This window comes from Paenibacillus gallinarum (assembly GCF_014836635.1).
In the GTDB taxonomy this organism is placed as follows: Bacteria; Bacillota; Bacilli; order Paenibacillales; family Paenibacillaceae; genus Paenibacillus; species Paenibacillus gallinarum.
This window is the reverse complement of sequence record NZ_JACSQL010000010.1, coordinates 53,786-75,469: the sequence shown is the minus strand read 5'-3', so window position 1 is coordinate 75,469 and position 21,684 is coordinate 53,786. Positions and strand designations below refer to the sequence as shown.

Genomic DNA, 21,684 nt, shown 5'->3' with positions numbered 1-21,684 from the left:
GGATGCACTTCATATTGAAGCACATCCCTTATAGGTAGACTTTGGATTAATCAACGGGTGTTCCTATCCGATCGCCTTTCATCAGTTTAATTAATCACCAATTCACCAATCGTTTTTATAATCGTGTCATACGGCTCTAACTCCATGGTTTGTTTTCCATACTCCGTATCAATCGTTGTTCTTTGAACCTCATCACTGTTATTAATCACAACTAATATCTTACTTTCTGGATAATAAGCACATTCTGTATATAAGTTATCCGCAATATATTTGGTTTCATGTAACTCATCGCCGGCATAACGAATGATGTTCAGCAGTAATCTTGTGTTTTCCAAGCTGAATTCAAAAGAAGGAAGGTAAATCCCTTTCCCTTTTCCAAAGGCATGAGTAGACAGAGTTACCATTCCATTCGCTTCATCCACGACTGTAGCTGATCCATCCGTAAGATAAATGTTATTCTTTGGCGTTATACTCGCTCCTTCAGGTACTAAACCATGCTCGTCCGAAGCTTCAAAAGCCCATCTTCCATGAGCCACCCTTGCGCCGGTATCCTCATCCAGACCGAGAACGTGTGACATTCTGAAAAAGGTATCGTGCCCTTCTACTGCCGATGGCTGATTAACTCCAATAAAGGTACCGCCCTCATACACCCACTTCGTCAGTAAGTCCACACACTTGTGGTCATTCCAATGCTCTCCGCCGCTCCAAGCTGAACCGGCAGATCCCGCATTAATGACTACATCACAATTTTGCAATACGCCCTGACGGATATCTTCAAAATCAATGAACTGAACTTCAATCGGCAGTCCCGATAAAGCTTCATTAATATGAATCAAATCATGCATATACGTTTCGTGGAAATGTCCAGACAATGTCCAGGCTCTCAGCTTGCCCCAGCTATGCAAAACGGCTACCTTTGTCTTGATATGATACGGTTTTCCTTTATCGTGCAGCTCTTTAATCTCTCTGAATTCATTCGCAATCTTTTCGATGTATTCGCAAAAATCGGGATATGGCTCTACCAGATGTAAATATCCACCCAGTCCAATCCGGTCAATCGGCTCACGCAGCAAAGCACGCCGGATATTAATCCAATACTTTTTGGCATCAAGCGTAGGGTCACCGCCCTCCATAAAGGTAGGAAGCCCGCCTAAACCAACCGGGAAAAGATAAGGATGCAGCCGTATCTCATGCGTATCTACTTTCACACCGGAACAAAGCCTTGCTTCATAACCAGAGAATACACATTTAATCATCCCGTCAAATCCAAATTCCTGAAAGCGGTCATTGTACGGCTCCATGCCAACCCAGCTATCATCATAAAAGACATACGCGAGCTTATCATGCTTATGCACAATATCAATTAATTGCTTCCCAAAATCGATGACAAAATCATTGATAAATGCCATATAGTCCAGCTTCCGCTGCTCGGCTGGGATATGACTGACGCGATATTTTCCGCCATTCACAAAATCTTCGGCCGTGAGCGAATATCCATATTTCTTTTCAAACAGATCCAGTGCTCTTGAACTTACTGTAAAATCATATGATCCCCAGTCGGTGAACAAATGGCGATTGCGCTCATTACTGCCCCAGATCCAGGCGAAATTATAAAATAAAGAGGTAAACCGAACAACGGTTGTCTCCTTATGCTGCTCGCACCAATCTTCCATCCACTCCAGCAGATACTTTTGCGTATCCGCATACATAGGATCGATCTGCATCAAATGTTCTTTGTCCCAATGATTCGTTGTGTGATTGTACATGGAGATCTCTTCCCAGATCCGGTAGACCATGAAGCTTACTGTGTATTTATGCCAAGGAACAAGTCCAGTAATGACCACGTTTCCCGATTCTCTTTCATAATTCCATTGTTCTCTAGGAACTTCTTCCCCGGTTGTTCGGTCATACACCTGCCAATACTTCAGCGCCTCTTTGGAGTCATTTACTCGGAACTGTTCGTCAAAGAAATCTTCCATCAGATAGATCGAGATATAATCTTGTACAGCGACCTTCGGATTCGTAATTAAAAAACACTGCTGCAGCTTATCCAGATTCTCGCTTGCCCATTCGTTATGATCTCTGATGATACAAATCGTCGAATAAATACCGTATCCTGCGTTAATAATCTCATCGGATAATTTCGTACCGTCACTATCACGGATTACATCCGCACCCCACCGCTCTGCTAACTGCAGCGTCAGTGCCTCATAACCAGATTCACCTGGCAGAGTAAAGGATCCCGTTGTTTTTTTAGACAAGGTTAATTCCTCCTATTTAAGCATATCGGATAGAAAAGAGAGTGCGAGGCCTTGGCCCCAGCCCTGAATCCAGTCTTTTGGAATATTTCGATATCCTTCCCGGTCTTTCATCACCGCCGTACCCCCTGATACACCAAGTACTCGTCCATCATCGGTAATATGGTTCACGATGCCATCCAAGGCCTTTTGTACATATTTGGTATGCAGCGGATTGCCGTTATTGATCATCGCAGCCGCAATACCGCAAGAGGCAGACACTTCCTCATAAGATTCCATATCATCAAGTATTGTTCGCCACAAGCCGTTCTCTGTCTGGACAAGCTTTAACCCCGCAAGTTGATCCCGAAGCGAACACTCCACATCCATGCACTGAGGATACAAATACCAGTCTTTCAAAAGTATCTTCACTTGTGACATCGTATAAGCTCCCCAAGCATTCGCTCTTCCCCAGTAAAATCCAGACATATGATCCTGATTGACATTGTTATAGCCGTGGTACCAAAAACCGGTGATAGGATCTTGCAGGTATTTGATATGCCAGTAATATTGATTTAGGGCATCCTGGATCATTGCCTCATCTTTTAGTTTGGTTCCTACACGGAGCAGGAAAAATGCCGCCATAAATAAAGTATCCGCCCAAGCCTGTTCCGGAAAATCATTATTAGCCGATACCGTATGCTGCAGAACATTGTCCCCGAATCTAAGCGCATGATTCTGGAGATAATCTACCTTGCTCATCACAATATCCCAATATTTCTGATCCCCTGTTTCTTCATACAATGTGATCAGCATATGACCCATAGCGCATGTGTTTACCGTCCAATGTGGTAGGCCCAGCTCTATATATTCATCTGCCCACTCAATCAGCATATTCAGATACTCTTTATTCCCTGTTGTTTGGTAGGCTCTGGATACACCATAGTAAGCCACACCGCAAGGCCAGTCCCAAGTTAAGTCCATCGCCATTGTTTTTTTGACGACTTTGTCGATAATACTTACGATCTCTTCCCTGTCATAGTTTAATTGAAGCATCTGTATTCTCCTCTCGTTCGTACACATTCTTAGTGGTGATTGAGAGCGATCCGATACTAATGGAAGCGCTTTAATATTTCTATTGTAAACCGCTTTGTTGGGCTATATCTAAGCATATTCAAAGAAAAACTACGCAATTCCAACCATTTATATCATATATAAGGTTGAAATTGGAATATTGTTAGCCTATACTAGGCACAAATCAACGGAATGGGAGTATGGAGAATGCCCAGAAAAAAGAAACCGGTCATTGAATACCGTCACTACAGCTTGCCTCTCAACTTCCCGATCTTGCTGTTAAGCGGTGAACGCTGGAAGATTTCCGACATCAAAAGCGACCATCTCCATTTTCATAACCATTTGGAGATTGGTATTTGCCATTCAGATAGCGGCTTTATGGAGATCAAAGGAGAGTCTGTCCCTTTTCAAGCCGGCGATGTAACCTTTATTCCGAGGTATCTTCCTCATACAACATATAGTTCACCAAATACAGCCAGCCGCTGGTCCTATCTCTTTTTTTCGCCGGAAGACCTCTTTAGGTATTCATTTAAAGGTGCATACCATCACTTCGAACCCAACCTGCAGATGATAAAGGGAATGAACTGTATATTAAACAAAGAGAACTATCCGAAGGTTTACACACTTGCGACATCGGTCGTAGAAGAACTGAAACAGCAGAATACTCATTATCAGGAAAGTGCCTACGGCCTATTGTTATCCTTATATATAGAACTCCTTAGAATTCACTCCATGAGTATCCCCTTGTCAGATCAAGAAACCGAGCAAAACCTAAAAGGTGATTTTGTCATTTCTCCGGTTCTGGAATATATCACGAAAAACTATATGAAACCGATCACAATCGATTTTCTAGCCGATTTATGCCACTTAAGCCCCACTCATTTCCGAAGAAAGTTCCATGAAATGATGGGAACGTCTCCTCTCGATTTTCTAAATAACACCCGGATTGAAGAAGCCTGCAAGCAGTTAAAACGTACGGATGATTCCATTCTTTCTATATCTGAGCAAGTCGGATTTCAATCCATATCCAGCTTCAATCGATGCTTCTCCAAGCTTATAGGCGAGTCACCGAAGCAGTGGCGTAAAGGGGCTCAATCCGAAACACAATCTGCGAATGCGTCTATATTGGAGTTTACGGGGTGGGTATAGTCAAACCGTAAGAAGTAGAATAAACAAAATAAAGACGCTTCTAGGGATTGATTCCTAAGCGTCTTTTGTCGTTCTTTTATGACGATATTAGCTGGTGTATACCGACTTTTCGTATCAGCGATACCGAGCCCTTGTTACCCTTCTAACAACAGATCATTCAACTGCTTAATTTGTTTTCTCTCTCCCGCTACAACAAGCGTCATCCCTAACATTAGTTTATCTTGCGGCCCAGGATTAATCTTCTGTTTCCCCTTCTCCACAATTGCAAGGATCGTTGCACCAGTGCGAGCTCTAACATGTAATTCCTCAATCGTTTTATTAATGCTTTTAAAGTGTGGTTCTATTTTGCACCATTCAATGACGAGTTCATCAAGCGTTACTTGAACCGTATCAAGTGCCTTAGGTTTATATTGCATGCCTCCAATAATAGAAGCAATCTGTCTGGACTCTTCATCATCCAAGCTTACTTGAGAGATGCATTCATCTGGATCCTCATCTAAAAAATGATAAAGCTCTCTTCGTCCATCATTATGGATGACAATCACGATCTTACTGCCTGAATTCGCTTCCAATTGATATTTTTTACCTATTCCAGGAAGATCAGATTCTCTTATAGTTCCCATATACGTATACCTCCATTATTTAAACGATATCAGATGGTTTCGTTTAATTTCTCCTCTTTCGGCTTCTCCTTTACTTGGTTCCATCTAAACAGTTTATTTAAGCCATTATAGATATGTTTCGATTCTTTCGCCAGTAACGGCCCAAGAATGGCCAATATTAACACATATAGCGCCGAAAATGGTTTTAAAATCGGTAACAGTCCTGCAGATATACCTAAATTAGCTACAATGATCGTAAACTCTCCGCGAGCCATAACCGTAAGACCAATATTGGTCGAAGCTTTATGAGATAGTCCCGCTTTTCGTCCAGCAATCATTCCTGCTAGAATATTCCCTATCATCGTTAACACAACAGCCCCAACGGCAATCCATGCAGCATCACCCAGTGTTAATGGATCAATACTAAGACCGAAACTAAAGAAGAAAATAGCACCGAAGAAATCTCGGAACGGAATCACAAGCTGTTCGATTCTCTTACTGTGGGTTGTTTCCGATAAAGCTAGCCCAAATAATAAAGCCCCGATCGCTTCTGCTACGTGCAGAGTCTCGGAAAAACCGGAGATAAAGAACAAGAGTGAGAATACAACGATAATGAATATTTCATTGGATGTGATATTAAGCAGCTTATTCAGCAAAGGCGTTCCTTTTCTTGCGATGACGAAGAACAGTAACATATACCCCATTGAGAGTGCTACAGATAGCAGAATACCACCAATAGACGTTGCTCCCCCTAGGAGTAAACCAGACATCACGGATAGGAAAACAGCGAGGAACAAATCATCAAACAAAATCATACCCAGGATGAGCTCTGTTTCAGAGTTACCTGTCCGTCTGAAATCGACGAGTACTTTTGCCACAATGGCCGTAGAGGATACAGATAACATCCCTGCAATAATTAACGTTTCATATAACGGGAAATCGACCATGAAACCATAGGCTAAACCAATAATAAAATTGATCAGAACATATACCGTTCCACCAAACACAATATTGCGGCCTGATTTAATTAATTTAGATACGGAAAACTCGAGTCCTATATAAAATAATAAAAACAGAACCCCGATCCGTCCTAAAAATGTGATCACTTCATTGCTCTCAATGAAGGTCAAATCAATCAAACCCAGCGTCGGGGCGTGCGGCCCAACTAACATCCCCAACACAATTAAAAAGGGTATGATTGAAAACTTGAATTTACCTGCAATCAGTGAAAAGATTGCAATAAGTAATAAAGCGGTTCCAACTTCGAAAATCATATGGTCCATACAACTTCATCTCCCTCCTATGTACATTTTTCAGCAGACCAACTTCCATTATAACTTTAAAAAAACATATAATAAACATTTAAATAAATATTCCCTAAAAATTCATGATCATGGAAAATAGATAAGTTCATTCCCATTTTTAGTTGACAAAAAGAAACCAGTCCTTATAAAAGTGTAGTTTACTACACAACATGAAAGGACTAGTTTCTTGTTTCTTTACCACCTTACTTATTTATGTCTGCAAGATAATAATGGTATTCGTAAAAAATGAGGCCAAGCCAATCAACGTTAGTGATGGGTTTATTCCTTCAACATCACATCAGAACATACTACCGACAACCAGGGTTTTGAGTAGTCTGTTGTAAAAATTCCAACATGTTTTTGCTTATCCAAATTCTCTGTCAGCTCTTTAAAAAGAACAATTGTAAAGAGACTTTCTTTGTTTACCTCATCTGGAGTTAAGAGTAGTTCTGTGCTAGTTTGAAAATCCGCTTTTATGCAATTTTTGAAAATAATCTTTAATAGCCTTGTCGTGTCATGACCATCTTGAATATCCCAATAATAATCAACAACTACTGTCAGGTCGATTAAGTTATCAGCCCATTGAACTTCCGTAACTATACTGTCTGTGAAATCATAATTTTCTAGAACATCATTCAAATTAGTAGCCAACACTTCCGCTCACCTACTTTTCAAAATAAAAATGTGTCGCATCTCTAAATTCTTGCCTTGTTGCGTTGCTAGGGAATACTCCATTATCATCGAGATAGTTGCCACCCTCATTTTGAACCCTAAAATAAGGAGTTCCTTCTCCGGGCTCTGCGTGTATTCTCACTTTTGTACCTGTGCTTGGGTCAATAAGAATAGTTGCTGGTCCACTTTTCTTTCCTCCTGGCTCAATGGTCTTGGTCCATCCCGATTTTTCTAGATTGTTTATCATCTCGGTGGAGGATACGCCTTCACTCATTTTGCTAAAGTTTTTTTCCCTTCCATTGAAAATTATTACCGGTACCCTCAGCACTCTTCCCTCCATCCCCGCCCGAATCCTGCTTGAAATTAGGATGAGCCTTGAGGCCAATCCGCCGCGTGGTCAAACCAGCCAGGAAAACGGCAGCCTGCTGTCCCAAGTAGTTGGATGTACCGCCCGAATCTTCAACATCTTCGGCAAACTTCTGCCGCGTATCGGCATCGAAGATCATTTTGCCTCCCCAAACCGCCGTGTCGATGATTTCTTCCGCGGTTCCAATGGTTGCATTATAAGCCATATCTCCCACTGTGCTAAGTGGGTCTTCAACCAAAGATGTAGCTGTATCTATCAACGAACTCCCGATAGACTTCGCTTCAGACTGAAACCCATGCCAAAAATCCTCTGCTTGATCCTGAAACGTTTTGACTTCGGTGTTGTTGCTTGTAGCAGATGCTATATTCCAGTTTTCTATGCGCTCATCTGCCTCAATAAATCGTAAGGAAATAGTTTTCAATTCCTGGCTAATGATTCTAAGTTGTTCAATTGTTTTATTCATTTCGAAATTGATTCGCTGAAAATCCACGAAAAACCGGGCACTTGCCGTCCCATCCCAGGATGCCATCAATCCCCTAATCTGTTGGTCCAAAAAGCTTTTGATCGTTTCTAGTTCTTCCGCAGCCCTTGCAGCTTCATCCGAAACTCGGATCAGCACCTCAGGCAGAACAAGTATTCTAGACATTCGCATCCTCTCCAACATTTCATTAATTCTATATTTTAACCATAATATGGAACTGATAAAAGATTCAGGAGTCCTTCATATTGATGGAATTGGAGAGGAGATGCTGAAAGATTCACGCTTTTTATTCAAATAATAGTTCTGAAGAGCTAATAGCCCTATACCTCTTTAGTTATAGCTACAGTTTCTTAGAAGGGTGCTGCCTAATAAAACGGCCATACAAGGATACCCTTCCATGGCCGTTTGCGCTTGTTTTTTATTTAGTCTTATTAGTAGAAAGTTAATTCTTAATAAACACAATCTTCACACCAACAACCTGACTCTGCCCATTTACTGCTTTATACACACCGTAAGCACCATCACCCATACCGGTACGAGATACAACGCCACCAGTAAGGACACCCGCTTCTTCCCCATTGTCGGTGATATCACAGCAAACAAGATACCATTCGCTGTCCGTATCATTATTACCGCTGTGATTAGCCGCATCAGGAATCCGGTAATGGTTACTATCAAAAATTCCAGCCTGTCCACTATCCACCCCAACCACAAATGGACACTTAATCCACTCCAAAAATGTTCCCTGTTCAGCAACCGATTGATGATAAGCCGTCAGTTTAGCGTTAGCTTCACCCCTATCTGGAATTTCCACCTTCTCCACTTCCGTGTTCCAAGTACCATTCGCAACAAGCTCTAACACACCCATGATAACGGTATCGGTATCCAGTTCATAACAAGGGTCAGCGACAACCAGTTGCCCAGAATTCACTTCGAAATTACCTAGTTGAATGATCAAGAAAGATTACCTCCAATAATTGCATTTTGATGATTTTATTCTAACATAGTCTACTTCCTAATATTCCCTTCTCCAATTCATGCTTCAGCGAATGAACAAGCTCAGATCATAGCAGCTTCATATCATCACTCTCAAAATGATCCTTACTAGTTACGTTGGTTAATTCGATTATGTACGAAAAAACGGAGCACCTCGTTAGGGCACTCCGTTTAATTTATTATAAATTTATCTAAAGCATAGCTTTGGAATTATTCATTCGGTTAATCTTAAATCAAAAACTGTGAACCTGATTCTATAACGTCTCCGTACTAAGCGTGAATCCTTCAATCACGACATCTTCGTCGACCTCAATCATGATGCATCGTTTCCCTTGGAAATTCACCTGTTTCACATACTTTAAATCCTGTGGGCTGACCGAAATCGTGGCTACCTTGGTATCGATTTTAATCGATTTTGTGGTATATTTCGGCATGACGCTGCTCGCTTTCAGCTCATAGTTCCTATCATCAATAATTGTTTCAAAAGCCCGTTCCACTTTCTCCGGCGTCACGTTCTCTACTCCGCTTACGGTTAGGACACGTTCCAAATCTTTATAATCCAGCTTCGGAGGTTCTTCCTCCTCTTCGTTCGTTTCAATTACATACTGAATCTCCTCGTACACCTGTGCGATGGTGGAAGCATCAAGTTCTTCACCCGCTACTTCCTTTACGATATCTTCGAAGATCGCTCTCTCTTCGAGTGCCGTCACGGACCTTTCGGCAGTTAAGACCTGTTCGATGAAATGCGGATCTGGAAAGTTCGATTTTCCCGTACAGTACAAAATACGGTTCACATCGGAGTAATTGTCTGTCACACTTGGATAAAAGAACCCTTGCTCCGGCGAGCTCAACTTGATAATCGGATCTACATTCACATTGTACTTATATTCCCTCTCCACATAATCAAATAAGAGAGTTTTCTTTTGCTTCTCCGTGGAATTTACACTGCATAAAATGAACGGATGTGCGAACACTTCATCCTTCCCACTCTCCTCAGCCTCTTCGTTTCTGGCTTTGGTCGGCAAGTAGTACTGTCCACGCACGAACGTAATCACGGTATCCCGTTCATATTTGGCATCCACTAACATTTTATCTACGAGCAGGAGCATAAGGTCCTGCCATTCTTCTGGATCGCCTGTTACTAAAGCTTGGTGCAACAGCACCTGCGCAGGTTCCTCCGCTTCCTCTTGAAACTTAAGTTCGAACAACTTTTGATCTAATTCTCCAGTGAGCAGTTTTTTAAAATTCCCCATGTGCAGCTCCTGTTTCTCTCGCTCCACTAATTCAAAAGGATTCCGCTCCCAGTGATATACTTCGTTTGTTTCCTTCATAATGTACACGTTAAGAATATCGTAAATATTCAGTAAATCATGATCCATCTTAAACTGCTTACGTATGTGAGCGACTTCTTTCTTGTTCATGGTTCGTCAAACATCTCCTAAGAACTAAATTGGTTTTATCAGTATAAACGATATAACCCCCCTTCGCTAGAAGCGGGGTTTATGTTACTTCTCTTCAGGTATGTAACGGAGGTTTTCCATCCAATATTACCAAGCATGCCGATAAGTCCAAGGGATTCAAAATTAATTATTTATGTTAAAGACCGCATGTTATTTATCCATATCGAAAATCATATAAAAACACACTCACAGGAGTAAATAGTACGGGCATCGGAATTCGGCCAATAGTAGTATTATATTTTATATATTTAACATGAAAAGGAGCATTACTTATGCAAAATATAGAAACCGACCGACTGTTATTAAGAAGTTTTTCTGAGAAAGATGCTGAGAGCATGTTGGAGTATTTATCAAATCCCAGAGTGAACTGTTTCCTTGATGATAAAATTTCAACATTGGAAGAAGCCATCTCTAATGCTAGTAAAAAGAGTAAAGACGACTCCTATATTGCTGTCTGCCTGAAGGATACCAGTAATCTGATCGGGGAGTTATTCACTATGAAAGAAGAACCAGACACCTATAATGTAGGATGGAATTTTAATCATAAATATGAGGGTAAAGGGTATGCAAGTGAAAGTGCGAAAGCCTTATTGCAATATCTCTTCGAACAACAAGGAGCGAGAAGAGTGTATGCTTACGTGGAAGACGACAACTTTAAATCCCAGAAGTTATGTGAGAGATTAGGTATGCGAAAAGAGGGCTGTTTCTTAGAATTCATTTCGTTCACCAAATACGAAGATGGAACACCTAAATACGAAAATACCTTCCAGTATGCCCTACTTAAAAAAGAATGGTTAAAACTTTTCAAAAATGATAGAACTTAAAAAATGAATATTGATTGATTAATCAACACCTGTTTATAATTATAAAAAGACAAAACTGCTGATTATCTTTAGAAAAGATTGGTGACCTAACAATGACTAAAGTGGATAGAAGAATAAGCAAAAGCCAAGAAGCGATCAAAAAAGCTGTGATCGAACTGATGTCTGATAAAAATTTTGATGATATTACTATTCAGGATATTGCTGACCGGGCAAATGTGAACCGAGGAACCATTTATCTTCATTACTCGGACAAGTATGATCTGCTGGATAAAATCATTGAAGAACATATTAATAAACTAAGGGTAATGTGCGAATCAGCAGCTGAAATGGAATTAGACTTTGTAGAATCGAATGTAGGCTGGTTCGAATACTTTGAGAGCAACTATACTTTCTTTTCAACGTTATTAGCAAGTACTAAAGCATCTTCTTTTCGTACTCGGTTCCAAGCGCTTCTTATCGAAGAAATGAAAAACGATATTGACACAACAAAAGCGATCAATCGAGAATTGAATGAAGAGGTTATACTTCAATTTATAGTTACATCTTTTGTAGGCATTGTAGAATGGTGGATCAAAGAAGGGATGCCTTATCCGCCTCGTGTGATAGCAGTACAACTAGGGATTTTGATAGACAGAAATCTATAAGTATCCGAACATGGGGAATGCATTTAACCACAAGCTATCAATCGTTCTTATCAAAAAAAGAGGTCCTCTGTTTTCCTTCAGGAAAATAGAGAACCTCTTTTGAATAATTCAGGATAAATAATATTATTCCTCACGAGGTAAGATTTTTACGGTTGCACTTACAGGTCCTTTGCTTAACATAGGTGAAAGATACATACTGTTACCGTATTTATCTTTGTAAGCTTTATCAATTTTTTCAGTTAATGCAGCATCCGTATCCACAGGCTGGAATGTTACCTTATACTCTTCACCATTTAACTTTATCTTTCCCGCTTTTTGCCTTACAGCAGATTTATACCATCTTGAATTCTGACCGTTATAGGCTCTGACATATAGATTATTATCTACAACAACAGACCAAATCCAAGTTGGTGTTCCCGGAGTTTTACCGTCACTGTAAAAGGGTGATATATACATATCATCCGCCTTTGAAAAAGCATCCATTTGTTCTTGGCTCCAATGGGTTTGCATAGCTTTCACCTCCATTTACTGCGTCATATGATTAGGCCGTGAATCCACCATCTACGGATATCGCTTGACCAACTATATAGCTTGCGGAAGGAGAGCATAACCAAAGTACAACAGAAGCAACTTCCTCTGCTTTAGCTAGACGGCCAATTGGGACTTGTTTTATTAATTCGTCCATTGCATCACTTTCTGTAGCTAACATATTTTCAACCATTGGCGTTTCGACGATTCCTGGACATACTGCATTAATACGAATTCCTTTTGAAGCATACTCTAAAGCAACGCTTTTCGTTAATCCGAGTACACCATGTTTAGAAGCATGGTATACAGAACGTCCGGGACCACCCATTAATCCTCCCATTGAAGAACAATTAACGATTGCCCCTTCTGTCCCTTGCTTTCTTAATTGAAGCAGCTCATACTTCATACAAAGCCAAATACCCTTCGTATTCACATTCATCACTTCATCGTAAACTTCTTCCTTTAAATCAACCGTATCTGTCATGGCGTTTTGAATACCGGCATTATTATATGCATAATCTAATTTTCCAAATGCATCCACTGTTTTCTCTACCATAGCTTTAACAGCTTCCTCATCTGAAACATCACATTGGATGGATATCGCTTGATAGCCCGCGTCTACCAAGTCTTGTGCTTCTTGTTTAGGTTCATTCCTATCAACTAAAGCTACACTTGCACCTTCTTTAGCAAATAATTGGGCTGTTGCCAGCCCCATACCGCCTTTTGCTCCCGTTACAATTACCACTTTATCTTTCATTGTTGTCATAAAAATGCCTCCTCGTAAACACCCTGTTTATTTTATTTTCCCGCCAAATACCGGGAAGAAGCTATGCTCACCATAATTCTCGATGTGCTCCACATTTTTCAAAGTCTCCATATCTGCATCGCTGATCACAAAATCAAGCTCTGCATTGTTTCTCATGTGATCCGGGTTTGCCGTCTTAGGAATGACTACAAGACCAAGCTGAATGTCATAACGCAGGCAAAGCTGGGCAACAGATACCCCATACTTATCAGCTATTACTTTCGCCTCAGCATGATCAAGGACTGCACCGTGAGCAATTGGTGAATAGGCTTCTACCAGAATGTCATTCTTCTGGCAGAATTCAATTAACTCGAAAGGAGTATTGCTCACATGTGCCAATATTTGATTTACCATGGGCTTGATTTCACAACTTGAAAGAATATTTTCTATATCATCTTGAAGGAAGTTAGAAAGACCAATTGCCTTTGCCTTGCCTGCCTTATAAGCATCCTCCATTGCTGTCCATACTTCTTTGTTTTCCTCGAAGTAACGGTTTTCCTCACGGAACTCCTTCCAAGGCTGTGGACTGTGGATAATCAGAAGGTCAATGTAATCCAGTCCCATCTTTGCTAAAGACTCATCAATGGACTGTGTAACTGCATCATAGGTCTTTGCTTCTGCAGCAACCTTTGTCGTAATAAAAAGTTCTTCTCTTGCGACACCACAGGAACGAATTCCTTCGCCTACACCAGTTTCATTCATATAAGCCTGAGCAGTATCAATATGACGATATCCGATCGATACCGCATCACGAACTGCCTGTGCTGTCTGTGCATCGTCAAGCAGCCATGTGCCAAGTCCTAATTTTGGAATTTCTATACCATTTGATAATTTGTAAGTTTCGTTAAACATACTTTTTCCCCTTTCTTATCGAAGGTGCTAAGCTAAATTCACCTAACTAATCAATACTCATTGATTAATCAACATCTGTCTAAAATTATAAATGGATTAAAATAGCGTTCAATGGTTAATTTAGCGCAATTCGTTGATTACTCAACACATCAATAAATATTGTTGATTTTTTTAGATAATGGGGAAATAAACCTAAAGTAGCTAGAAGAATAGCCAAAAGCCAAGCAGCTAACGGAATAATTTATTCGCGGCAAATAGATAAACGAGGGTGTGCTGAAGTCATATATTGATATAAAAATAGGGGAAGAAATGAATGCATCTGGGCTTATCCCATTTCCATTCATCCTTCCCCATTTTGCTATGCAACACTAATTTTATATACAATGCGTGCAGAACATTTTTAAAGTGTCTTACCAGAATCGTTTATTTAAAATCATTACTTGCGAAGGTCATCTGTCCTTCTCCGGTATATCAGCTCAAGCCTTCGATATGTCCCGCCTCATTCAGCTTTATGCGCCATGCCGCCGGCTCTTCAGGCAACCCTGGCATTGTAACCACCTTACCGGTCAGGACAACAACAAACCCCGCACCTGCAGACCATCGGACATCCTGCACCTCAATTGTGAACTGTTCTGGCGCTCCAAGTTCAGCAGGACGATCTGTAAACGAGTATGGTGTCTTCGCCATGCAGACAGGAAGGTCACGCACGCCTAGCCGCTCTAATTCCTGCAGTGCCCGCCTTGCAGCGGGACGATATTTCACACCCGCTCCGCGGTAAATTCGCGTAACGATCGTCTCAATCTTCTCCGTAATTGGCATGTCATCAGGGTAAAGCAGCTGGAACGTATCCTCTGCTGATCCGTCAGCCAGCTCCGCCACTTCCTGCGCCAACTCGCGGCAGCCTTCGCCGCCAAGCTCCCAGGCATCGGAGACAATCGCCTTCACACCAAGCTCTGCACAGAGACCCATAACCTGCGCCAGCTCTGCCTCTGTATCTGCCGCAAAGCGGTTAATCGCAACGATTACCGGTACACCGAAGGTACGCATGTTCTCCACATGACGACGTAAGTTACTGAATCCGGTATGTATCGCTTCGGCATTCTCCGTCAGGAGTTCCTGCTTCGGTACGCCGCCATTGTATTTTAACGCACGTACGGTCGCGACAATGACTGCAGCTGCGGGATGCAGATTCCCCATACGACACTTAATATCCATGAATTTTTCCGCGCCCAGATCTGCACCGAATCCTGCTTCTGTCACGACGTAATCCGCCAGCTTGAGAGCATGACGGGTGGCCCGTATGCTGCTGCATCCGTGGGCGATATTCGCAAACGGCCCGCCGTGAACGAACACCGGGTCGCCTTCAATCGTCTGTACCAGGTTCGGATGAATTGCATCTTTAAGCAGGGCACACATTGCGTCCACCGCCCGAAGCTCACCCGCCGTCACTGGCCGCTTGTCCATGTCGTATGCCACGACGATTCGGCTGAGTCGCTCCCTTAGATCATCCATATTTTCAGCTAAACATAGCACCGCCATTACTTCCGAAGCCGTCGAAATAAGGAAGCCATCTTCGCGCACAGTGCCGTTGTTATCACCAATACCAATGACGATCTGACGCAACGGTCGATCATTCATATCAAGCGCCCGTTTCCATACAATGCGAGCCGGGTCAAGACGCAAATCGTTTCCTTGGAAAATGTGGTTATCTATGAGTGCCGCGAGCAGATTATGTGCTGATGTTATCGCATGGATATCGCCCGTAAAGTGGAGATTAATGTCCTCAGCAGGCACAATCTGTGCTTTTCCACTGCCTGTCGCTCCGCCTTTCATTCCCATGCATGGTCCGAGCGATGGCTCACGCAGTGCGGCGGCAGCTTTCCGTCCAATCCGATTCAATCCTTGCGTGAGTCCAATCGTTGTGAGCGTCTTGCCCTCCCCTGCTGGCGTTGGATTCATCGCGGTAACAAGAATAAGCTTTCCGTCTGGCCGATGTGAGATGGATTCCCATACATCCTCGGATAATTTTGCTTTCCACTTTCCGTAAAGTTCAAGCTGATCCATTTCCAGCCCTAGCCTTGCTGCAACTTCTGTAATTGGTTTCATAGATGCCTTCATACCTCTCCTGTTTAATTCACTATTCAAAATGTTAACATGAATCCAAGCTCTCAAGAATACTACTCCAAATACATCCGGTCGTTCTAAATCTCTTACGTTATTCCTCCTATCCAATATTATAAAAAAAATCGCCTCAAGATAGTTAACCATCTTGAGGCGATTTTAGTACAGGCTCATTTTTCATAAGAGGGCACAGATTAGTAATAAAGCTAATTTACTTACCCTAGTGCACCTTGCCAGTGCTTCAGCCTCTGATTTAACCAGTACTTTAGACAATCACCGTTGGTACTCCAACGAATGTTCTTCCGCCATTAAAGCAGCGGGTTCTCGTGTTTCGCTTTCAGAATCGACCAGCGCCGCTCCACTTCTTTCTCAAATTGGCCAAGCATTTCTTTATTTTCATCCTTAAGCAGGTGTTTTGATTTGCCCATATATTTCAGCCAGTCGGCGAGCGGAATCCGTTTCTTCTTCGCATCAGGATCATACGTGATATTCGTTTCTCCCTGCTCCACTTCATACAGCGGGAAGAAGCATGAATTCACGGCCGCACGAACGATGTTTTCCCCATCCTTGTCGCTCGATTTCCAGTTCAGCGGGCATGTGATTAGCAGCTTTCCGTAGACGGTTCCTACATTCTGGGCATACCACTGTGCTTTTGCCGCCTTTTTCACAAGATCCTGAGGGAATGCTTCCGTCCCTGTAAATACATACGGAATATGCGCAGCTGCCATCATTTGCACCGTATCTTTGTGATGGAATGGTTTACCCTGCTGCTGTTTGCCTACACCGGACGTACTGGTCATGTGTCCTAAAGGAGTGGAATATGAAAGCTGTGCTCCCGTATTCATGTAACCTTCATTATCGTATTCCAAAATAATCAGGTTATGGCCCCGAAGTGCCGTACCGATTGCTGAACCCATTCCAATATCCATGCCGCCGTCTCCGGTTACCATGACAAACGTGAAATCCTCGGGAACTTCGATTTCTCCCCGGCGTTTCTTCTCCAGGAACGCCTCTACTGTACCGGATAAAGTAGCCGGTCCGTTCTGGAATAAGTTATGAATAAAGCTCTGTTTATGCGAGTTATACGGATAACCCGTTGTGGTGATATAAGCGCAGCCGGTATGGAATAAAGTAACGACATTGCCTTCAATCCCTTTGAAAAAGAGCTCCAGTGCCGGGAAAATACCGCAGCCCGGGCAGGCTCCGTGACCCGAAGCAAAGCGTTTCGGTTTGGCGGCAAGCGCCCGCATCGGCGGTACTCTAACAGCCAGCTTATTTGTCGCCTCATCCACCTTTACGGTGATCAGACCGGATTTAAAGCTGTCCCCGTTCATCGGCGCAATAACCGGCTGCAGCTTTTTCGCCTCATCTCCCGGTGTTTGGCCGTAATAATCAAACGGAACCTTTGCACAGTCCATCTCCATTGCCTCGATCGTCAAGGCAAAGAAAGCTTCCGCATCATCCGCGTAATAATCTTTCCCACCAAGGCCAAATATGCGGGAAAGCACAATCGGCTGTGGTCCGCGTAGATCCTGTAAGGCCGATTTGACCTCATGCGTCAGATTGGCGCCGTTCGCACCATAAGAATCGGCACGTTCACCCACAAGCATCGCTTTGACACCTGTCAGTGCTTCGCGGATTTCTTTTGCCGGGAATGGTCGGATAATATTCGGGCTGATCACGCCTGCTTTAATCCCTTTTGCCCGCAGCCGGTCCACTACGTCCTTTGACGATTCGGCTGCCGAATTTAGCAGGAACAAAGCCACATCCGCATCTTCCATACGGTACAGATCAAGCGGCGAATAGGATCTTCCGGACAATGCCGCATACTCCTCCGCCACTTCCTTGAATACCTCGCCCGCACGGTACATCGCGTTTGACTGCTGGTAGTGGTTGTTGATCAAGTCGTCGCCGTTCATATAAGCCCCAACAACGATCGGATTGTTCTCGTCCAGCACATGCGGGAATGCTGGCGCCTGCTCCCCTACAAACTTCTGCACGGTTTCTCGGTTCGTGAATATTTGTACTCGGCGTTTTTGGTGCGATGTGAAAAAGCCGTCATAAGCCACAATAACCGGCAGACGTACGTCTTCATGTTCAGCAATACGCAGCGCCATGATATTGAGGTCATATACTGCTTGCGGCGAACGCGCCGTCAGTATTACCCAGCCGGTATTCAGGCCGTAATAAAGATCAGAATGGTCCCCTCGGATATCCAATGGGCCGCTGACCGCTCGCGTTACCAGGTTCATCACCATCGGAAAACGAGTACCCGCCTGCACAGGAAGCTGTTCAATCATATACAGGAACCCGTTCGCGCTAGTTGCATTAAATACTCGTGCTCCGGCAGCAGCTGCACCATAGCAGATACCGGCAGAGCCGTGTTCACCATCAGCTGGAATCAGCTTGATATCGTGTTCGCCGCGCGTACGCATCATGTCAAGATATTGAGCGATTTCTGTAGACGGTGTAATCGGGAAATAACCCATAATGTGATAGTTAATCTGGGCAGCAGCCATAGCTGCCATTTCGTTGCCTGATTCAAAGACCGCTGTTTGAGCGGCCGGCATCTTTTGCCCCGTTGTTTCTGTCATTTGCATGTTCATGATTTAACTCCCTCCGCAGTTATATAGGGGAATGATTGCGGCACCCGGTGCTGCTGCGCATAATGCGCCTCTTCCAACATGGCGGACAAAGCACTCGTCGGACAAGCTTCCACACATTTCAGGCAGCCTTTGCAGTACTGATAATCGATACCTTTCATAAACATCTGCAGGTTGCCGCGTTTATCCGGTTTCTGTTCCCATACGATGCAGAAATCCGGACATACCGTATCGCAGGCGGCACAGTTAATGCAGTCCTCCTGCTTGTATTCCGGCAAATAACCTTGCCGGGAGCTGCTAAGATCCTTCAGCACGCTGTTTGCCGTAACGCTCAGTATTCCGCCAAACTCCTGCGTTTCATATCCGAGGATTGGCTGCGGTCTTACGAAGGGCGCCTGATCCATAAGCTCTGTGCCATTTTCTAAAGATAGGAACTGAACTTCGTTATATCCTCTATCAAAGGTACGCAAATTCGCTTCCACGAGATGTGGGAGCTTTTTCTCAAACGTTCTACGGATAACCTGCCGCATATCGTCCGGGTTAAGGAAACTGCAAATCCGGAACAAGGCACCAAGCATCGCCGTATTGACTTTCGTTTTTTCCTCAACGGCAATTCTTAGCGCATCGATCGCGGCCAGAGTACCTTGCGTCATGTTCAGATCTGCGGCTACTTCGGAAAGATCTCGCGCTGTGTTCACAAGCACCGTTCCGCCCGGTCTTAATCCGCTTATTACATCAACTGTTTTATATAATGCCTCATGAAATACGCCGACTACATGCGGCTGTTCAATGGGACTGTGATCACGAATTTCAACGTCTGGATCACAGAATCTTACGAAACTCTTTACCGGTGAACCTTTTTTCTCCGAACCATAGCTAGAAAAATTGGAACCGTTAAGACCAGAGCCAGTCACTCCAGCTTCGGCCAACATTTTTCCGGCCAGGTTGGCACCAAGCCCGCCGATGGATTCAAGACGGATCTCGTAAAATCCCAGTTCATTTTTTTGAGGTAAAATCGACATCTTCTCTCCTCATTTCTTCTAGGGTCAATGATACCAGTTTAAAAGAAGAGACGAACGTGGGTTGTGATTTTACTCACAACCTCAAAAATAGTGATTCCAATCACCCATACAGCCTTGGTGGCGGGGTATACTGACTTCTGACAGTCCAATTGAAGGGCAAACTTATACTGAATCAAACGATAAAAAATGACATGAAAACAGGAGGAAAGATAATGAAAAACAACGTGACAGAGCAGACCTTAAACCATCAGCCGTCCATGTTCTGCTTTCAATGCCAAGAGGCATCCAAAGGAACAGGCTGCACTCTTATCGGGGTATGCGGTAAACCGCATGACGTGGCAAACCTGCAGGATTTGCTGATTTATCTGCTGAAAGGTATCTCTTTTCTCAGTCTGGATGTCCGGCTGCCAGAAGTGCTTGAACAGCGCGTATCGCTGTTTATCATGGACTCCTTGTTTGCAACGATTACGAATGCCAACTTTGACCGCGATGTTTTTGTAGGAAGAATAAGAGAAGCGATAGCGCTCCGCGGCGAGGTACGAGGCTATTATAATGAACAATATCCGGACCGATCTGCGAGTCTCCCGGATGCTGCTGTGTGGGAAGCGGATAACGAGGCTGCTTTTGATGAAAAAGCACGTACGGTTGGTGTCCTCTCCACACGTAACGAAGACATCCGCTCGCTGCGCGAATTGATTACATACGGCCTCAAGGGGATGGCTGCGTATACGTATCATGCGCTTCACCTGGAGAAGGATGACAACGAACTCAACCGATTTATGCGCCGTGCGCTTGCAGCTACGCTTGACGACAGCCTTGAAGTGCAGGATCTCATAGCTTTGACGATGGAAACTGGTAAATACGGTGTAAACGCAATGGCGATGCTTGACGAGGCAAACACCTCCGTGTATGGAAATCCGGAAATAACGAAGGTGAATATCGGGGTTAGAAACCGTCCCGGCATTCTCATCAGCGGTCATGATCTGAAGGATTTAGAAGAACTGCTGAAGCAGACGGAAGGAACCGGTGTGGACGTATATACGCACAGTGAAATGCTCCCTGCTCACTATTATCCAGCGTTCAAGAAATATGAGCATTTTGTAGGTAATTACGGAAATGCCTGGTGGAAGCAAACTAGCGAATTTGCAGCCTTTAACGGACCGATTCTGATGACGACCAACTGTATCGTTCCGCCGAAGGATAGTTATAAGGACCGTATTTATACAACGGGCAACACCGGATTTCCGGGCGTCCGTCATATTCCGGAAGGAACAGATGGCGCTCCAAAGGATTTCTCTGCACTGATCGAACAAGCAAAAGAATGCCAAGCTCCAACAGAACTTGAAACAGGCGAGATCATTGGCGGCTTCGCTCATGCTGCTGTGATGAACGTGGCTGATCAAATTGTCGATGCTGTGAAAACCGGTGCGATCCGCCGATTCTTCGTCATGGCCGGCTGCGACGGGCGGATGAAATCCCGCAATTATTACACCGATTTTGTAGCCGAGCTTCCGAAAGATACGGTCATCCTGACCGCAGGCTGTGCCAAATACAAATACAATAAGCTGGATTTAGGCGATATCGGCGGTATTCCGCGGGTTCTGGACGCTGGGCAATGCAATGATTCATACTCCCTGGTCGTTATCGCTTTGAAACTGAAGGAAGTATTCGAACTTGAGGATATCAATGAACTGCCGATTTCCTACAACATTGCCTGGTATGAGCAAAAAGCAGTTATCGTGCTGCTTGCCCTGCTTTATCTTGGTGTGAAAAATATTCATCTCGGCCCTACGCTTCCTGCATTCCTGTCGCCTAACGTTGCCAAAGTACTCGTAGAGAACTTCGGAATCGGCGGTATTACCAATGTAGAAGATGACATGAAAATGTTCCTAGGTGCCTGATAAATAAATGCACCAGTATGGTTTGCTAAACGAACACAAAAA

Annotated in this window: 19 protein-coding genes; 4 read left to right on the top strand and 15 right to left on the bottom strand. The window is 43.5% G+C overall.

Going from position 1 to position 21,684, the window contains the following annotated elements:
- Positions 1-86: 86 nt before the first annotated feature.
- On the bottom strand, positions 87-2,261 hold the full coding sequence (gene gnpA / locus H9647_RS18770; protein WP_191802833.1) for a 1,3-beta-galactosyl-N-acetylhexosamine phosphorylase: 2,175 nt from the start codon (positions 2,259-2,261) through the stop codon (positions 87-89).
- A 12-nt stretch (positions 2,262-2,273) separates the two neighbouring features.
- Positions 2,274-3,293: a glycoside hydrolase family 88/105 protein gene (locus H9647_RS18765; protein ID WP_191802831.1), complete on the bottom strand. Its 1,020-nt coding sequence runs from the start codon at positions 3,291-3,293 to the stop codon at positions 2,274-2,276.
- 225 nt (positions 3,294-3,518) lie between these two features.
- On the opposite strand from H9647_RS18765, the gene H9647_RS18760 reads away from it, so the two are divergent.
- Entirely contained in the window at positions 3,519-4,460 is a 942-nt protein-coding gene (locus H9647_RS18760) for a helix-turn-helix domain-containing protein (protein ID WP_191802829.1), read from the top strand.
- 134 nt (positions 4,461-4,594) lie between these two features.
- Here H9647_RS18760 and H9647_RS18755 read toward each other — a convergent pair whose 3' ends face one another.
- The 7 genes from H9647_RS18755 to H9647_RS18725 all read right to left on the bottom strand — a co-directional run bounded on the left by H9647_RS18755 (position 4,595) and on the right by H9647_RS18725 (position 10,303).
- Positions 4,595-5,083 carry a cation:proton antiporter regulatory subunit gene (locus tag H9647_RS18755; RefSeq protein WP_191802828.1) on the bottom strand — a complete coding sequence of 163 codons (489 nt, stop codon included), beginning with the start codon at positions 5,081-5,083 and terminating at the stop codon, positions 4,595-4,597.
- Between the two features lie 29 nt (positions 5,084-5,112).
- Positions 5,113-6,345, bottom strand: coding sequence for a cation:proton antiporter (locus H9647_RS18750; RefSeq protein WP_191802826.1), 1,233 nt, complete (start codon positions 6,343-6,345; stop codon positions 5,113-5,115).
- Positions 6,346-6,645: 300 nt separating this feature from the next.
- The gene (locus H9647_RS18745) at positions 6,646-7,017 is read right to left on the bottom strand and encodes a hypothetical protein (RefSeq protein WP_225229407.1); all 372 of its coding nucleotides are present in this window, start codon (positions 7,015-7,017) and stop codon (positions 6,646-6,648) included.
- Between the two features lie 13 nt (positions 7,018-7,030).
- On the bottom strand, positions 7,031-7,285 hold the full coding sequence (locus H9647_RS18740; RefSeq protein ID WP_191802822.1) for a hypothetical protein: 255 nt from the start codon (positions 7,283-7,285) through the stop codon (positions 7,031-7,033).
- 31 nt (positions 7,286-7,316) lie between these two features.
- Positions 7,317-8,051, bottom strand: coding sequence for a WXG100 family type VII secretion target (locus H9647_RS18735; RefSeq protein WP_191802820.1), 735 nt, complete (start codon positions 8,049-8,051; stop codon positions 7,317-7,319).
- A gap of 277 nt (positions 8,052-8,328) precedes the next feature.
- On the bottom strand, positions 8,329-8,844 hold the full coding sequence (locus H9647_RS18730; RefSeq protein ID WP_191802818.1) for a DUF4241 domain-containing protein: 516 nt from the start codon (positions 8,842-8,844) through the stop codon (positions 8,329-8,331).
- A gap of 292 nt (positions 8,845-9,136) precedes the next feature.
- Positions 9,137-10,303, bottom strand: a complete 1,167-nt coding sequence (locus H9647_RS18725; protein ID WP_160033793.1) for a DUF4317 domain-containing protein — start codon at positions 10,301-10,303, stop codon at positions 9,137-9,139.
- Positions 10,304-10,614: 311 nt separating this feature from the next.
- Here H9647_RS18725 and H9647_RS18720 point away from each other — a divergent pair, with 311 nt between their 5' ends.
- Both H9647_RS18720 and H9647_RS18715 read left to right on the top strand, forming a co-directional pair.
- Positions 10,615-11,166: a GNAT family N-acetyltransferase gene (locus tag H9647_RS18720; RefSeq protein ID WP_191802816.1), complete on the top strand. Its 552-nt coding sequence runs from the start codon at positions 10,615-10,617 to the stop codon at positions 11,164-11,166.
- A 92-nt stretch (positions 11,167-11,258) separates the two neighbouring features.
- Complete coding sequence (locus tag H9647_RS18715; RefSeq protein ID WP_191802814.1) at positions 11,259-11,810, top strand: TetR/AcrR family transcriptional regulator; 552 nt, start codon at positions 11,259-11,261, stop codon at positions 11,808-11,810.
- 123 nt (positions 11,811-11,933) lie between these two features.
- Here the strand turns inward: H9647_RS18715 and H9647_RS18710 are convergent, their stop codons facing one another.
- The 6 genes from H9647_RS18710 to H9647_RS18685 form a co-directional block, all read right to left on the bottom strand.
- Positions 11,934-12,320, bottom strand: coding sequence for a DUF2255 family protein (locus H9647_RS18710; RefSeq protein WP_191802812.1), 387 nt, complete (start codon positions 12,318-12,320; stop codon positions 11,934-11,936).
- Between the two features lie 31 nt (positions 12,321-12,351).
- Positions 12,352-13,104 (bottom strand): SDR family NAD(P)-dependent oxidoreductase, encoded by a 753-nt coding sequence (locus tag H9647_RS18705; protein WP_191802810.1) that lies wholly within the window; start codon positions 13,102-13,104, stop codon positions 12,352-12,354.
- A gap of 27 nt (positions 13,105-13,131) precedes the next feature.
- Entirely contained in the window at positions 13,132-13,995 is an 864-nt protein-coding gene (locus H9647_RS18700) for an aldo/keto reductase (protein WP_191802808.1), read from the bottom strand.
- Positions 13,996-14,466: 471 nt separating this feature from the next.
- The gene (locus tag H9647_RS18695) at positions 14,467-16,101 is read right to left on the bottom strand and encodes a formate--tetrahydrofolate ligase (RefSeq protein ID WP_191803084.1); all 1,635 of its coding nucleotides are present in this window, start codon (positions 16,099-16,101) and stop codon (positions 14,467-14,469) included.
- A gap of 323 nt (positions 16,102-16,424) precedes the next feature.
- Complete coding sequence (locus H9647_RS18690; protein ID WP_191802806.1) at positions 16,425-18,722, bottom strand: thiamine pyrophosphate-dependent enzyme; 2,298 nt, start codon at positions 18,720-18,722, stop codon at positions 16,425-16,427.
- Entirely contained in the window at positions 18,719-19,741 is a 1,023-nt protein-coding gene (locus H9647_RS18685; protein ID WP_191802804.1) for a 2-oxoacid:acceptor oxidoreductase family protein, read from the bottom strand. The genes H9647_RS18690 and H9647_RS18685 overlap by 4 nt, the downstream gene beginning before the upstream one ends.
- Positions 19,742-19,953: 212 nt before the next feature.
- Between H9647_RS18685 and hcp the strand changes: the two genes are divergently transcribed.
- Positions 19,954-21,642 (top strand): hydroxylamine reductase, encoded by a 1,689-nt coding sequence (hcp, locus tag H9647_RS18680; protein ID WP_191802802.1) that lies wholly within the window; start codon positions 19,954-19,956, stop codon positions 21,640-21,642.
- Positions 21,643-21,684: the final 42 nt, after the last annotated feature.

What these genes read in the sequence shown, in the direction of transcription:
- H9647_RS18765 (WP_191802831.1), bottom strand. Translation starts at nt 3,293, where the DNA reads ATGCTTCAATTAAACTATGACAGGGAAGAGATCGTAAGTATTATCGAC.
- H9647_RS18760 (WP_191802829.1), top strand. Translation starts at nt 3,519, where the DNA reads ATGCCCAGAAAAAAGAAACCGGTCATTGAATACCGTCACTACAGCTTG.
- H9647_RS18755 (WP_191802828.1), bottom strand. Translation starts at nt 5,083, where the DNA reads ATGGGAACTATAAGAGAATCTGATCTTCCTGGAATAGGTAAAAAATAT.
- H9647_RS18750 (WP_191802826.1), bottom strand. Translation starts at nt 6,345, where the DNA reads ATGGACCATATGATTTTCGAAGTTGGAACCGCTTTATTACTTATTGCA.
- H9647_RS18740 (WP_191802822.1), bottom strand. Translation starts at nt 7,285, where the DNA reads ATGATAAACAATCTAGAAAAATCGGGATGGACCAAGACCATTGAGCCA.
- H9647_RS18735 (WP_191802820.1), bottom strand. Translation starts at nt 8,051, where the DNA reads ATGTCTAGAATACTTGTTCTGCCTGAGGTGCTGATCCGAGTTTCGGAT.
- H9647_RS18725 (WP_160033793.1), bottom strand. Translation starts at nt 10,303, where the DNA reads ATGAACAAGAAAGAAGTCGCTCACATACGTAAGCAGTTTAAGATGGAT.
- H9647_RS18720 (WP_191802816.1), top strand. Translation starts at nt 10,615, where the DNA reads ATGCAAAATATAGAAACCGACCGACTGTTATTAAGAAGTTTTTCTGAG.
- H9647_RS18715 (WP_191802814.1), top strand. Translation starts at nt 11,259, where the DNA reads ATGACTAAAGTGGATAGAAGAATAAGCAAAAGCCAAGAAGCGATCAAA.
- H9647_RS18710 (WP_191802812.1), bottom strand. Translation starts at nt 12,320, where the DNA reads ATGCAAACCCATTGGAGCCAAGAACAAATGGATGCTTTTTCAAAGGCG.
- H9647_RS18705 (WP_191802810.1), bottom strand. Translation starts at nt 13,104, where the DNA reads ATGACAACAATGAAAGATAAAGTGGTAATTGTAACGGGAGCAAAAGGC.
- H9647_RS18700 (WP_191802808.1), bottom strand. Translation starts at nt 13,995, where the DNA reads ATGTTTAACGAAACTTACAAATTATCAAATGGTATAGAAATTCCAAAA.
- H9647_RS18695 (WP_191803084.1), bottom strand. Translation starts at nt 16,101, where the DNA reads ATGAAACCAATTACAGAAGTTGCAGCAAGGCTAGGGCTGGAAATGGAT.
- H9647_RS18690 (WP_191802806.1), bottom strand. Translation starts at nt 18,722, where the DNA reads ATGAACATGCAAATGACAGAAACAACGGGGCAAAAGATGCCGGCCGCT.
- H9647_RS18685 (WP_191802804.1), bottom strand. Translation starts at nt 19,741, where the DNA reads ATGTCGATTTTACCTCAAAAAAATGAACTGGGATTTTACGAGATCCGT.
- hcp (WP_191802802.1), top strand. Translation starts at nt 19,954, where the DNA reads ATGAAAAACAACGTGACAGAGCAGACCTTAAACCATCAGCCGTCCATG.